The sequence below is a fragment of the Collimonas sp. OK412 genome (assembly GCF_900112135.1).
Classification (GTDB): Bacteria; Pseudomonadota; Gammaproteobacteria; order Burkholderiales; family Burkholderiaceae_D; genus Collimonas; species Collimonas rhizosphaerae.
In genome coordinates, this window is the sequence record NZ_FOLC01000006.1 from 82123 (window position 1) to 97120 (window position 14998).

Annotated in this window: 8 protein-coding genes; 4 read left to right on the forward strand and 4 right to left on the reverse strand. The window is 60.9% G+C overall.

Features of this window, described 5'->3' with window-relative positions:
- Positions 1 to 33: 33 nt before the first annotated feature.
- Positions 34 to 2073, reverse strand: coding sequence for an AsmA family protein (locus tag BM062_RS08660; protein WP_092395837.1), 2040 nt, complete (start codon positions 2071 to 2073; stop codon positions 34 to 36).
- A 247-nt stretch (positions 2074 to 2320) separates the two neighbouring features.
- Between BM062_RS08660 and BM062_RS08665 the strand changes: the two genes are divergently transcribed.
- Positions 2321 to 4297, forward strand: coding sequence for a DUF3300 domain-containing protein (locus BM062_RS08665; RefSeq protein ID WP_092395839.1), 1977 nt, complete (start codon positions 2321 to 2323; stop codon positions 4295 to 4297).
- A 125-nt stretch (positions 4298 to 4422) separates the two neighbouring features.
- Here BM062_RS08665 and putA read toward each other — a convergent pair whose 3' ends face one another.
- Positions 4423 to 8103, reverse strand: a complete 3681-nt coding sequence (gene putA / locus BM062_RS08670; RefSeq protein WP_092395841.1) for a trifunctional transcriptional regulator/proline dehydrogenase/L-glutamate gamma-semialdehyde dehydrogenase — start codon at positions 8101 to 8103, stop codon at positions 4423 to 4425.
- Positions 8104 to 8353: 250 nt separating this feature from the next.
- On the opposite strand from putA, the gene BM062_RS08675 reads away from it, so the two are divergent.
- Positions 8354 to 8812: an Lrp/AsnC ligand binding domain-containing protein gene (locus tag BM062_RS08675; RefSeq protein WP_014008389.1), complete on the forward strand. Its 459-nt coding sequence runs from the start codon at positions 8354 to 8356 to the stop codon at positions 8810 to 8812.
- A gap of 214 nt (positions 8813 to 9026) precedes the next feature.
- Positions 9027 to 10811 carry an alkaline phosphatase family protein gene (locus tag BM062_RS08680; RefSeq protein ID WP_254785008.1) on the forward strand — a complete coding sequence of 595 codons (1785 nt, stop codon included), beginning with the start codon at positions 9027 to 9029 and terminating at the stop codon, positions 10809 to 10811.
- 19 nt (positions 10812 to 10830) lie between these two features.
- Here the strand turns inward: BM062_RS08680 and BM062_RS08685 are convergent, their stop codons facing one another.
- Positions 10831 to 11865 (reverse strand): HTH-type transcriptional regulator GntR, encoded by a 1035-nt coding sequence (locus tag BM062_RS08685; protein WP_092395845.1) that lies wholly within the window; start codon positions 11863 to 11865, stop codon positions 10831 to 10833.
- Between the two features lie 375 nt (positions 11866 to 12240).
- Here BM062_RS08685 and gntK point away from each other — a divergent pair, with 375 nt between their 5' ends.
- On the forward strand, positions 12241 to 13794 hold the full coding sequence (gene gntK / locus BM062_RS08690) for a gluconokinase (RefSeq protein WP_092395847.1): 1554 nt from the start codon (positions 12241 to 12243) through the stop codon (positions 13792 to 13794).
- Here gntK and BM062_RS08695 read toward each other — a convergent pair whose 3' ends face one another.
- Positions 13795 to 14760 (reverse strand): LysR family transcriptional regulator, encoded by a 966-nt coding sequence (locus tag BM062_RS08695; protein ID WP_092395849.1) that lies wholly within the window; start codon positions 14758 to 14760, stop codon positions 13795 to 13797.
- Between the last annotated feature and the right edge of the window lie 238 nt (positions 14761 to 14998).

Below are 14998 nucleotides of genomic sequence, written 5' to 3' on the forward strand. Positions count from 1 at the left end.
GCGGTCCGGCCGTATCCGGCAGGAAAATGAAGGCTAGTGCGTTTTCTTTGGACGCAGCGTCTTGCCGGGCGGCGGCGCCACCGGCTTTTCCTTGGCCAGCGCCAGCAGGCCGGCGCAATCGCTCTGCTGGTCCGGGCTGATATTGATCAATGGCAGCACTGCCGCCACCGGAGCCAGTACGCCGAGCGCAATCGCACCGCCAGCCTTCAAGGCCAGCACACCCTTGTCCACCCCTACGTCCGGGTTCTTGAAGCTGCCTGTGACGTGCAGCGGCGACCTGAGCGAGAAGATGCGCAAGCCCTTGGTCTTCGGATTGATGGTCAGCGCCAGCGACTCCTGGGCGAGATTGACCTGGCCTTCGACATTGATGATGGCGTCGTCGGTATCCATCACGAAGGTGCGGGCGTCCATCACGCCGTTGGTCACGGCAAAATCGCTGGCCAGGCAATTGAGCTTCACCTGCTTGTCGCCGAACAGCTTGGAAATCACCACATTGCCGATGTTCAGGCCAGCCGCCTCCAGCAAGAACTTGCTGATGGTGCCTTGGTTGATCAGGGTTTTCAGTTCGCCGTTCGAGCTGGCCAGCAGGCTGGCCACCGAGTTGCCGACAGCGGACAGAGAGGCGTCGCCGTTTATTTCACCCAGGCTGGCCTGGGCCGACGCCAGCGTCGGGAACAGCTGCTTGATTTTCAGGTGGCGCGCCGAGATTTTCATTTCCGCCTTGATCAGCTTGTTGCTGCCGTCGAGCTTGATGTTGGAAACCAGGTTGCCGCCAGCCACGCCAAAGTTCAACGGCGTCAACGACAGCACACTGTCCTTCAAGTGCAGGTCGGCGACCAGGTCCTGGATCGGCAGGTCCTTGTCGCGGATAATCTTGCGGCCGGTGAATTTGACGTCGGCATCGATGCTGCCCCAGCGCGCGGTATCGAACTGCTCCACCGGCAGCACCTTGTTGCTCGGCTGCGCCACGCCGTCGCCACGATTGGCCTTGCTGGCGTTCGAATCGGCGCCGATCAGCGGCGCCAGGTCCTGCAGCTTGAGCTGGTTGGACAGCAGCGAGCCTTTCAGCAAAGACCGTGGTTTCTGCGCGATGTATTCCAGCGTGCCGGACAAGTCGCTGGAGCCGACGCGGCCGCTGAATTTATCGTAGGTCCAGTCGCCGCCGGCGCTGTTGAGCTTGCCGACCAGCCGCCCTTCGGTGGCGAACGGCGGCGTCGCCGGCAGCACGATGCCGGTCAGCGGATACAGGTTCGACATGCTGGCGCCCGACAGTTTCAAACGCAAGTCCAGCGCCGCCAGGTCGCTCGGCTTGGTCAGCGTGCCCTGGATGGCAATCGCGGTCTTGCCGATATTGACGCTGGCCTGCAGCGGATAGGGCGTGGTGGAATTTTGCAGCGACAGCACCGCGCCGGCTTTGCCGCTGCCGCTGACGGCAGCCTTGTTGAACGTGCCGCCGACCTTCCAGCCGATGCCGTAACCTTCGGCGCTGGCTGCCGGCAAGCTGTCTATGTCAGCCTTGATATTGAGCTTGCTGATGGGGTCCAGCAACCTCACCGTGCCTTTCGCCAGGGCCAGCTTTTGCAGTTCCAGCTGCCAGGCTGACGGTCCGCTGGATTTGAACGTCCAGTTATTGTCGCCATCCGGCTTGCGTTCCAGCGCGATGCTTGGCGTATCGAGCTCCAGCGACGGTATCACGATGCGGTGCGCGAGCAAGGGCAAAGGACTCAATGAAAACGTCAGCTGGCCGATCTCCGCCATGTGCGGGCCGGTCTTGGCCCAGTCGGGATTGTCCAGCACGATGTCCTTGGCGCTCAGGCGCGGCCAGGGCACCCAGCGGCGCCAGCTGTCGAGGTCGGCCTGCGATTTTTGCCAGGTAAGCACCAGGTCGCCGCGGATCGCGAAATTGCGTCCGGTGGCCTCGCTGACCCGCTGGTTCAACCACGGCTTGGCGCGGTTCCAGTCGAATGTGAGCAGCAGCGCCACGCAGAGGGCGATCAAAGCAATCAATGCCGCAATCGACCATAACAGCCATCGAACCGGGCGCCGCAGCGAGGGAAATGTAGAGGCAGTCATAAGGTTGTGAGGTAAGTCGCGATGAAAAAGTTCAATTTGACAAGTGTCTAGATTGCCGTGCTTGCCGCTCTACCAATAATAAACTGATGAGAGTGTATGTCATCGAGACCCGGTGATGAGACGTTATCTAGAGACTGACCTCCTGCATTTGTGTGAGACATGCAAGCGTTTGTAACCCGGTGTTGCGTAGCCAAGTTGCCGTGCTAGCGTGTAACTACCGTCCATTCCTCGTAGTCTGGAGCAAAAAATGAGCAATAATAAAAATACTTCGATGTCGCTGATGCTGAGCGTCTGCGTAGCGGTGCTGCCGCTGGCAGCCTGCGACAAAAAGCCCGACGCTGCGCCTGCCACGGCCGCGCCGCAGGCGCCGCAAGCGCAGGCGGCTCCGGCCTATGTGCCGCCAACCGCGGACCAGCTGTATCAGCTGGTCGGGCCGATCGCCCTGTTTCCCGACAAGCTGGTGGCGCAAGTACTGGCGGCATCCAGCTATCCCGACCAGATCACCGCTGCCGACAACTGGCTGGCGCAAAACAAGAACTTGAAGGGCGCCCAGCTGCAGGACGCAGCCAACCAGCAGCCCTGGGACGTCAGCGTAAAAGGCTTGACGCAGTTTCCCAGCGTGCTGGACCAGATGGCGCGCAACATTCCGTGGACTTCGGCCCTTGGCGACGCGTATGTCAACGATCCGACCGATGTCATGAACGCGATCCAGGTAATGCGCCAGCGCGCCGCCAGCAGCGGCAACCTGAAGGACACCAGGCAGCAGCGGATCGCCGTACGGCCGCGCGTGCAGCCGGCTCCGCCCAGCGACTATGCACCGCCGCCCGGCGAGCCGCTGGTCTACGCCGGACCGGAAATGATCCCGCCGCCGCCGGAAACCATCGTGATCGAACCGGCCGAGCCTGACGTGGTGTACGTGCCGGCCTACAACCCCGGCGTGGTCTATGGCCAGCCGCTGCCGGTCTATCCCGGCTATGCCTACGAACCTCCTGCTCCCTATTACCCGCCTGGCGAGATAGTGACTGCCGGCGTGATTACCTTCGGCCTCGGCATTGCGGTCGGTGCGGTGATCAGCCATCACGACTGGGGCTGGAATTCCTGGGGTGTGCACTGGGGCGGCGAAGGCGGCGGCGGCAACTGGCGCGGCGATGGCGACCGCGATCATGGCTGGCATCGGCCTGCGGTTGTGTATAACAACAATACCTATGTGTCGCGCTCCACGACTATCGTCAACCGCGTGACCAACAACTACAACAACACCTACAACAACAGTACGGTGAATAACAACAACACGATCACCAACACGCGCAATAATTTTGGCGGCCCCGGCAACAACAATCCTGCCGTGGCCAACGGCGGGCGCCCCCCCGGCCAGCCGGGCGGCGGCGCGGCCAATTTCTTCAATGCGCAGCGGCCGAATCCGGCAGTGCAAGCGAATCCTGCACAGCCGCAGCCGCAAGCGCAGCAGCGTCCGAACCAGAATGCCGCGCCATTTGCCGGCAATCCGCGGCAGAATCATGGCCAGCCGGATTTCAGCCACATGAGCCGGCCCGACTTCGGCAAGGTCCCGCCGCAAGCCAACGGCGCCGTGCCTAACGCCAATCAACTGGCGCGCCCGGGATTCATCCGGCCCGCTCCAGGCCAGCCGCAGGCCGGCGAACCGGGACATCCGGCTGCCGGTCAGCCGGGACAGAACCCGGTGCCGAACCAGCTACAGCAAAACGCGCAGAACCGGCATCCGGTCCAGCCGAGGAACCTGGAAGCAGAAAGCCCTGTGAACCTGCACAAGAATCCTTTCAACGGCAATGTGCCGCGACCCAACGCCAATCGCCCTGCCGCGCCGGAAGCGGCAAGACCGCAGCCGACGCCGCAGCCGCAATTCCAACCCCAGCCTCAGCCGCAAAACCTGCCCAACCGGCAGCCGGAACAGGCCCAGCACCCTGCCCAGCAGATACATCAGGAACCGAACCGGCCGGAATGGCGGCCGCAAGCACAGCCGCAGGCACAGCAACCACGGCCAGAGGTACAGCAGCCACGGCCACAGCCACCACAACCTCAGGTGCAGCAACCGCGACCGCAACCTCAGCCTCAGCCTCAGCCGCAAATGCAGCAGCCACGGCCACAGCCGCCACAACCGCAGGTCCAGCATCCGCCTCAGCAAAATCACGAGCAGCCTCATGCCAACAATGTCCATCCGCAAAAAAAGGATGACGAACACAAATGAGTGCATCGCAAAAATGCCGTTAAGGCGAGCCGCGGCAAGCATCACGGCGCAATAAAAAAGGCTGGCTGAACACAGGGTTCAGCCAGCCTTTTCATTTACAGCGGACGCTGTCGGGTTTGCTGTGCTTAAGCTTGCAAGGTCATCAGGCTGGCGTTGCCGCCGGCGGCCGTGGTGTTGACGCAAACCGCACGTTCGGCCAGCAGGCGCCACAAGGGAATCGAAGCGTATTCCGACGTTTCCAGCAAAGGCACCAGCGCCCCGCTTTGTTCTCCGAGCGCCGTCAGCAAAGGACGCAGGCGCGCGGTGCCGGCGCCGTCGACCAGGGCCAGCTGCAAGCGCCTGGCGTGGTCGTTGCCGGCAAGCTGGTCGACCACGCGGATCGCGGCGCGCACCGCGCGCGGCAAACCTTCCGGAATCATGGCGGACGAACTGGCTTCGACCACCGGCAGGTTGCCGGTAGCGAACACCGCCGCCAGCTGGTTCAGCATGGCGCCGACGTTATCCGCGCTGCACAGGATCGCGCCGCGCGGCGCAAACGACAGGCTGTTGCGTTCGCCGGTCGGACCCGGCAGCACCAGCGAAGTGCCGAGCCAGCTGGCGTGCATGTATTCCTCGCCCAGCGCCGCGATGCGTTGATGGCCATGCGTCCTGGCCCAGCTCAGCAAGGCTTGCAGCACCGGGGTGGCGTTCTCAGCTTCCGGATTCGGCGCATGGATCGTGTGCGCTCCCAGCGACACCGCGGGATTGCGCTGCAGGCGTTTCAGGTACAAAGGTCCGCCGGCTTTCGGCCCTGTGCCGGATTTTCCTTCGCCGCCAAACGGCTGCACGCCGACCACCGCGCCGACGATATTGCGATTGACATAGATATTGCCGACATGAGCGTGAGCGACGATGAAATCGATGGTTTCGTCGATGCGCGAGTGGATGCCCAGGGTCAGGCCGTAACCGCTGCCGTTGATGGCGTCGATCAGTTGCGGCAGCTCATTGCGCGCATAACGCAGCACATGCAGCACCGGGCCGAATACTTCGCGTTTCAGCTCCGACATGGAACCGATTTCGATCAGCGTCGGGGCAACGAAGGTGCCGTTGCTTTGCTCGGCCGGCAGCGGCAGCTGGTAGAAATCTTTCGCCGTGGCGCGCATCTTTTCGATATGCGCCAGCAGCTGGCCTTGTGCATCGGCGTCGATCACCGGACCGATGTCGGTAGCCAGGCGGTCCGGATTGCCGATCCGCAGTTCCTGCATCGCGCCCTTCAGCATATGCAGGGTGCGGTCGGCGATATCGTTTTGCAGGCACAGCACGCGCAAGGCGGAACAGCGCTGGCCGGCGCTGTCGAAGGCGGAATTCAGCACGTCTTGCACCACTTGTTCCGGCAGCGCGCTGGAATCGACGATCAGGGCATTCTGGCCGCCGGTTTCAGCGATCAGCGGCAAGTCCACCGACTCTGCCAGCGAACGCTTGGCCAAGGTGCGGTTGATGATCTGCGCGACCTCGGTCGAACCGGTGAAGATCACGCCCTTGACGCGCGCATCGGCGGTCAGCGCGGCGCCGACGGTGTCGCCCTGGCCCGGCAGGAATTGCAATGCTGCCTGCGGCACGCCGGCCTCGTGCAGCAATTGCACCGCGCGCGCTGCGATCAGCGGCGTCTGCTCCGCCGGCTTCGCCAGCACCACGTTGCCGGCGGCCAGCGCAGCGCTGACCTCGCCGATGAAAATCGCCAGCGGGAAATTCCACGGGCTGATGCATACCACCGGCCCCAGCGCCAAGGCATTCTGGACATGCCGCACCTGCGCTGCGTAGTAACGCAGGAAATCGACCGCTTCGCGCACTTCGGCGATGGCGTTCGGCAATGACTTCCCTGCTTCGCGGATTGCCAGTGCGATCAGTTCCAGCTGATGGACTTCAAACAGGGCTGCGGCGCGTTCCAGCTTGTCGGCGCGTTCCGCCGGCGGCAGGGTTTGCCAGTCCATGGCGTAGACGCTGGCGGCATGCAAGGCTTTGTCGACATCGGCCACGCTGGCTTCGACGACACTGCCCACCACGTCGCGCTGGTCGGCCGGATTCAATACCGGACGCGCGGCCTGGCTGTAGGTTTTCGGTTCGGCGAGCATTGGCGTTGCGTGCCACTGCTGCTTGCCGAATACGCTGAAGGCGTTGTCGATCTCGCGCAGTACTTCCTCGTTGCTCAAGTCAAGGCCAGCCGAATTCTTGCGCTCCGCGCCGTACATGGCCGGCGGCAGGGCAATCTGCGGATGCGGCTCGCCGCCGAGCTGTTGCGCGGCTTGCAGCGGATCGGCGATGAGTGAATCGATGGTCACGCTCTCATCGACGATCTGGTTTACGAACGAAGAATTGGCGCCGTTTTCCAGCAGGCGCCGCACCAGGTAAGCCAGCAGCGTCTGGTGCGAACCGACCGGCGCATAGATCCGGCAAGGCTTGTCCAGCATGTCCTTGCCGACCACTTGGTCGTACAGGGTTTCGCCCATGCCGTGCAGGCACTGGAATTCATAATCAGTGATGTTTTTTTCTTGCGCCCAGCTATAGATGGTCGCCAACGTATGCGCGTTATGCGTGGCGAACTGCGGATAGATGACATCGGTGGACGCCAGCAGTTTCTGGGCGCAGGTCAGGTAGGAAACGTCGGTATACACCTTGCGCGTATAGACCGGGAAGCCAGGCAGGCCGTCGACTTGCGCGCGCTTGATTTCGGAATCCCAATACGCGCCCTTGACCAGCCGCACCATGAACTTGCGGCCGCTGCGGCGCGCCAGGTCGACCAGGTAGTCGATCACGAAAGGACAGCGTTTCTGGTAGCCCTGCACCACAAAACCGATGCCCTCGAAGCCGGCCAGGTCGGCGTCGAACGCCAGTGCTTCCATCAGGTCCAGCGACAGTTCCAGGCGATCGGCTTCTTCGGCGTCGATGTTGAGGCCGATGTCGTATTGCTTGGCCAGCAGCAGCAGCTGTTTCAGGCGCGGCAGCAACTCTTCCATGGTGCGCTGGCGTTGCGCGCGCGAATAACGCGGGTGCAACGCTGACAGCTTGACCGAGATGCCCGGCCCTTGCTTGATGCCGCGGCCGTTCGATGCCTTGCCGATGGCATGGATGGCGTCTTCATACGAGCGGTAATAGGCGGCCGCATCTTCTTCGGTTAACGCCGCTTCGCCCAGCATGTCGTAGGAATAGCGATAGCCGCGTTTTTCATTGTCGCGGCTGTTGCTGAGCGCTTCGGCGATGGTCTGGCCGGTGACGAACTGGTTGCCCAGCATGCGCATGGCGACATCGACGCCCTTGCGGATCAGCGGCTCGCCGCCGCGCCCGATCAGCTTGGTGAGCGCCGAACCCAGTCCGCGTTCGCTGTTGGTGGCGACCAGCTTGCCGGTGATCAGCAAACCCCAGGTAGCGGCATTGACGAACAGCGACGGCGATTCGCCCAGGTGGCTGCCCCAGTCGCCCTTGCTGATCTTGTCGGCGATCAGGCGGTCGGCGGTCTGGTGATCGGGGATGCGCAACAGCGCTTCGGCCAGGCACATCAGCGCCACGCCTTCTTCCGACGACAGCGAAAATTCATGCATCAAGGCATCGACGCCTGAGGCGCGCGTGCGTTTTTCGCGCACCGCCTGCACCAGCTTGCGCGCCAGCGCCTGGCTGGCGGCATACGAGCCGGCGCTGGTCTGCACCTGCGCCAGCAGCCATTGCACGGCCAGGATTTCATCGCGCCGGTAAGCGGCGGTGATGGCGGCGCGCAATGGCGTCGGGCCGGTCATGACTTCCTGGTGGAAGACGGTAAATGCGGGGCTGAACATGGCGGGAGAAGTAGTGTCTGGCTGGGATGACGGCTGTAGCGGCGGCATGGCGGTTGTCTCGGTGAGGATATTGGCTTTGTTAATTTCCGGAGAGCATTATTCACGACGACGTGTTTAATTGTTCAGGAAAGTGAAGTTGTTCGATTGTAGGCGGCATCGGCATGGATTAATTCTGGTAATAATGGCCGCTATCAAAATTTTGTTATTGGTGAGAAAATTTAACCGAATAAAATTTTTCGGAAGATAGTGCATGCTTGACAAGATTAGTAAGAAAATCCTGGCCGAACTGCAGAACGATGGTCGTATCAGCAATGTCGATCTGTCTGCTCGCGTCAACTTGTCACCCGCCGCTTGCCTGGAGCGCGTGCGCAAACTGCAGGAAGCCGGTTATATCCTGCATTACACCGCCCAGCTCAATCCGCAGTTGCTGGACGTCGCCCTGCTGGTGTTTATCGAAGTGGTGCTGGACCGCACCACGCCGGAAGTTTTCGAGGCGTTCAGCCAGAGCGTGCAGATCATCCCCGAGGTACTGGAGTGCCACATGGTGGCCGGCGGTTTCGATTACCTGGTCAAGGCGCGCGTCAAGGACATGAACGCCTACCGCGAGTTTCTCGGCAAGTCGCTGCTGCAGCTCAAGGGCGTGCGCGAGACGCATACTTACGCGGTGATGGAAGAGGTCAAGCACACTACAAAGCTGCCGATTCGCTAAGAATCGGCCCAGGCCGCCAGCGCTCGCCGCATGGTTCCTGCCTGCTGGAATAAAAGAAGCAGAGTTGAATTTTCCCCGGTGGATATTTGACTCTGCTTCTTTTTTTTACGGCCCTTTTTTATTTCAAAAACACATCTGCAACACGGCTGCATGCGCCTTTGACAAGCATTCGAAAATATTGCCGTACGTAATTGTCCGGTCACATACGAGGCTTATGCTTGACGTCGAGTTTCTTCATTCCAGTTTTTTTCACTATCCTCCCTATAGGAAAATAACTATGCAAACCTCGAAAAAAATCACCTTGGCGCTGATGCTTTCTTTCTTCGCAAGTGCGGCGACGTTGAGCCATGCCGACGAAACGGATGCAAAAAAACAGCCAGCCAAGCATGTCCTACTCATTTCAGTCGACGGCATGCACCAAGCCGACCTTGACTGGTTTGTTACCGCGTATCCGCAATCCACCCTCGCGCGCATGGTGCGTGAAGGCGCCAGCTATACCAACGCCAGAACCCCCTTCCCTTCGGATTCATTTCCAGGCATGGTCGGCCAGCTCACTGGCGGCAATCCAAAAACCACGGGTATCTATTACGATGACGCCTACAGCCGAGGGCTGCTGCCTGCGGGAACAACCAGCTGCGCGGGAGCGAAACCGGGGGCGGAAGTTTACTACGCGGAAGTCAGCGCAAAGGACATGAACCGCTTGGACAGCGGCCAGCAGATTCCCGGGTTGTATTCCGACTTCACAAAAATATCTCAGCTGACTGGCCATGCACAAGATTTGCTGGATCCGAAAACATTGCCGGTAGATCCCAAAACATGTTTGCCGGTGTATCCGCATCAGTATCTTCAAGTGAACACGATTTTTGAAGTAGCGAAGCAGCATCATTTGCGTACAGCATGGTCGGACAAGCACGCGGCATATGACATTCTCAATGGCCCGTCCGGCAAGGGAATCGACGACTTGTTCGCACCTGAAATCAACAGTTCAGTCACCGATCCGTCAGCACCTGCCGGTCCCGGCGACGACTGGACCAAGGACAACGCCAATACCCAAAAATACGATGCCTTCAAAGTAAAGGCCGTCGTGAATTGGGCCAAGGGCTTGGATCACGCCGGCAATAACTCGCTGGGCGTTCCCGCCATTTTCGGCATGAACTTCCAGGCTGTCTCCACCGCGCAGAAACTCAACAAATCGAACTACTACATCGACCCGGAAAATCCCAGCACCATCATGACCAACGGCCTGGGCGGCTACACCTTGAATGGCGCGGTGCCAGGGCCGGTATTGCAAAGCGCATTAACTTTTGTGGACGGCCAGCTCAAGGCCATCATCAGCGCGCTTGATCTCCGCAAAACGGTGGTGGTGCTCTCCGCAAAACATGGCCAATCACCGCAAAACCGCACGGCGCTGACGATCATCAATGACGGCGACATGATTGACGCATTGAACTGCGCTTGGGAAAACAATAGTGCGGGCTGCAAAGACCCCAGCCAAACCCATCTGGTTGCCCATGCAATCGATGACGACGGCATCCTGATGTGGCTCACCGACCGCTCGGCTAAAGCAACGCGCTTTGCGAAGAATTTCCTGCTTGCTTATTCGGGCGCCGGCATCGGCTCGGATGCTTTGGGCAACAGCATCTCCAAGCCATTTACGCAAGCTGGCGTCACAAGAATCTATGCCGGAGAAGAGGCTGAAGATTTATTCGGCACCAGGCGTGGCGATGAACGCGTTCCCGATGTAGTCGGTATCGCGCAGCAAGGAGTCGTCTGGGCCGGCGGCAAGCTGTCCAAGATCGCCGAGCATGGCGGCAACGCGCATCAGGATAGACATGTTCCTATCGTGGTATGGGGGGCCGGCATCGCCCGCCAATCGAATGACGATCATGTCGAGACAACGCAGATTGCCCCGACAATCCTGTCATTGCTGGCGCTGGATCCGAGCGAATTGCAGGCTGTGCGAATTGAACGTACCAAGGCTTTGCCGGATCTGCATTGATCGGAGTCCTGTTTGCTGCTCAGGTGCTGCTGCGTATCGCCAGCTTGAAGCCGAGGTCGACGCTGGTTGTTTCCAGCGGTTCGTGCCTGAGCAGCTTGATCAGTAACTGGGCGGCGGTAAAGCCGATGTCGTAACGCGGCGTGACTATCGTGGTGATGCCGGGATTGGCGAAGGCTGACCACGGCAAATCGTTGAACCCTGCGATCGCCATCTGGCCCGGCACCGACAGGCCGCGCCGCTGGCACTCGAACAAGACTCCAAGCGCCAAGTCGTCGTTGCAGCAAAACACGGCATCGCAAGCCGGCGCCTGCTGCAGGATCTGGCCCAGCATCTTGGTGCCGAGTTCTACCGTCGACGGCACCGGCGTCAACACTTCCACCTCAGGGTTCATGCCTGCTTCCGACAATGCCTTGCGAAAGCCGTGCCGGCGTTTCATCATGCGGGGATCGAGCTGGGCGCCGAGAAAGCCGGGCTGGCGGTAGCCGCGCGCGATCAGGTGGCGGGCGATGCTGTAACCCGCTTCTTCATGCGAAAAACCAACCGTGACCTCGCTGTTTCCGGGATTCAGGTCGAACATGCGCACGGCCGGCACATTGTGCGTTGCCAGCTGTTCGCGCAGCGCATCCTGCTGTTCTATGCCGCTCAGCAAAAAGCCGTCCGGCGCATGCGCCAGGTACGTGCTGATCAGCTGGCTTTCCTTGTCCGGCGAATAGCTGCTTTCGCCGATCAGGAATTTGTAGCCGTGCTGGTTCAGGCTGTCGCGGATGCCGGTCAGCGTATCCACGAACACCGAGTTGCTGAGCGATGGCACGATCACGCCGATCACCTGCGATTTGGCCGAGGCCAGCGTGCTGGCGGCCTGGTTCGGCACATAACCGAGCTGCTTGATCGCCGCCGCAATCCGGTCGCGCGCTTCCAGCTGCACCAGCGCGGGGGTTTTCAGGGCGCGCGACACAGTCATCGGGCTGACCCGCGCCAGGCGCGCAACGTCGACGATGGTTACCCTGCCGCTGGCGCGGCTATGGCGTTGTGGCTTGAGTTCCGGGCTGGTCATGGTAACGATGGCATTTTATGGGTTCTTTGCATTTAGCTCGCTGCGGCAGCCTGTTCATCAGCCTGCTCATTATTCCGCCTGGTCCTAAAGATATGTGACTGGCAATGGAATCTTGTTCATTTGGCTAGCGCGACCAATGTTACACGCAAGCCATGCCGTATTGTTATAGTTTCCTTGGAGTAAGGATACTAGCAGTCTGCAATATCACTTTCCGTTGCGTCAAGAGATGCGATGTTAGCGCTAACATCTGGTGTATTATTGCAGCCACTCGCCGCCGCCGGCAAGTACTACAATGAAGCGGGCGCGGCGGACGGCTGTCCAGGCAGGATGGCTGCCCATTACCAGTCGCTTACTCATTTCATCACGAGGTAGTTCATGCAACACCAGCCAGAATACATGCTCGGCGTAGATATCGGCACCACCAGCACCAAGGCGGTGCTGTTCACCACCGAGGGACAAGTGGTGGCGCAGCACGCGGTGGAATATCCCCTGCTGTGCACCACGCCGGGCATGGCCGAGCAAGATCCGCAGCAGATTTACGAAGCCGTGCTGAGCGCTATCAGCAACGCCGTCGGCAACAGCCATGTCGAGTCCGCGCAGATTGCGCTGGTGTCCTTCAGCGCCGCCATGCATAGCGTGATTGCAGTCGGCCCGGACGGCGAATTGCTGAGCAACAGCATTACCTGGGGCGACAACCGCGCCGGCGCATGGGCCAACCGCATCCGCGACGAACTGGGCGGCCATGAAATCTACCTGCGCACCGGCACGCCCATCCACCCGATGTCGCCGCTGTGCAAGATCATGTGGCTGCGCCACGACCAGCCGCAGTTGTTTGCGCGCACCGCGCGGTTTGTCGGCATGAAGGAATATGTGCTGTACCGCCTGTTCGGCGAATGGCTGGTCGACCATTCGATCGCCTCCGCCACCGGCATGTTCAACCTGCAGCAGCTGGACTGGGACCAGGGTGCGCTGGAACTGCTAGGCATCGGCCCGCAGCAATTGTCTAAACTGGTGCCGACCACCCATCACCTGAACGGCCTGGCGCCGGCCATGGCGCAGCAGCTGGGCTTGTCGCCGGCGACGCCGTTCGTGATCGGCGCCAACGATGGCGTGCTGTCCAATCTCGGCGTCAACGCCATCGGCCCTGGCCAGGTGGCCGTCACCATCGGCACCTCGGGAGCGATGCGGACCGTGATCGACAAGCCGCTGACCGATCCCTCCGGTCGCACCTTCTGTTATGCCCTGACCGCCAAGCATTGGGTGGTCGGCGGCCCCACCAACAACGGCGGCAGCATTTTCCACTGGGTACGCAATGAGCTGGCCACCGCCGAATCGGCCGCCGCCAAGGCCGCCGGACTCGATCCTTACGATGCGTTGACCAAGATCGCCGAGGGTGTCAGCGCCGGCGCCGAAGGATTGCTGTTCCATCCCTACCTGGCCGGCGAACGGGCGCCGCTGTGGAACGCCGATGCGCGCGGCTCTTATTTCGGCCTGGCCACGCACCACGGCAAGCCGCACATGATCCGGGCCGCGCTGGAAGGCGTGATTTTCAGCCTGTACAGTATCTTGCCGGCGGTCGAGGGCCTGATCGGGCCGACCACCCACATGATGGCGACCGGCGGCTTTGCCCGTTCGGCGCTGTGGCGGCAAATGATGGCGGATATTTTCGAGCGTGAAGTGGTGGTGCCGGAAAGCGTCGAATCGTCCTGCCTCGGCGCTGCCGTGCTCGGCCTGTACGCACTGGGCAAGGTCGATTCGCTGGATGTCATCGGCGCCATGGTCGGTTCTACCCACCGCCACGTGCCGATTGCGGAAAACGTCGCGCTGTACCGCCGCCTGTGGCCGATCTATGCGGCTATTCCGAAACTGCTGGAGCAGCAGTACCGGCAGCTGTCGCAGTTCCAGCGCGAGACTGCCGCCCGCGATTGATTAGTCTTCGTCTTCGGGATCGATCAGGCTGAATTTCTCGTGCGCGGTTTCGCTCAGGTGGCCGCGCAGCCATTTATGCGCCGGATTGCGCGCATCCCGTTCGTGCCACAGCATGTCGACGTGCACCGCCGGCGTCGGGAACGGCAGTTCGCGCGCCACCAGGACATCGGTCATGCCGGTCGCGCCGATCAGGTGGCGCGGCAAGACCGTCAGCAAATCGGAACTGGCGACCACCCGGCCGGCAGTGAAGAACTGGTTGACGGTCAGCAGGATGCGCCGCTCGCGTCCCATCGCCGCCAGGGTTTCATCGATCAAGCCGTGCGCCCGGCCGGAAAAACTCACCAGCAGATGATGCGAGGCGCAGTAATTGTCCAGGGTCAGCACCTGGCTGGCGAGCGGATGGTCCTTGTGCATCACGCACACGTATTCGCCGGTGTACAGCCGTTCGTGGTGGATCGGCGAGGCGCTGGTAGTCTGGCCGCCGGCCAGTTGCGCCGCGACGCCGGGGAAAAAGCCGACCGCCAGGTCGACGTCGCCGCGCAACAGCATCTGGCGCGGATCGCGGGTGGTCAGCGGCACCATGCGGATATTCATTTGCGGGGCATTGCGCTCGATGGTGCGCACCAGCGCCGGCAGCCATAACGCTGCGGTGGCGTCGGCCATCGCCATCTGGAAAGTAGTGTGGGCGCGCGAGACATCGAAAGTCTCCGGCGTGATCGCGGTTTCCAGGTCGGTCAGCGCGCGCCTGACCACCGGCCACAATTCTTCTGCATGCTGGGTCGGCTTGACGCCGTGCGCGGTGCGGATCAGTAGCTCGTCGTTAAGGGTGTCGCGCAGGCGTTTCAAGGCATTCGACACCGCCGGCTGGGTCATTGCCAGCCGGCTGGCGGCGCGCGTCAGGTTCTGCTCGGTCATGACGGCGTCGAAGACACGCAGCAGGTTCAGGTCAAGCGTCAGGAAGCTCATGGTTGGATCTATCGTTAATTATTTTTAGATGGATATGGCGACAGCAAATTTAGCTGAAAGCAACATTCACAGATTCTATAACTGTTATATGAAAGCGCAATGACAGATTTCAAGTGGGGTGAAAATATTGCACCACAACATAAAATGCATATCAATCTGGATTATGTCTTAGATACGCAACTATTGCTGAGTAGAAACTCCACCAGACTGCCTTATGCCCGCCGTGCTTTATCTTACA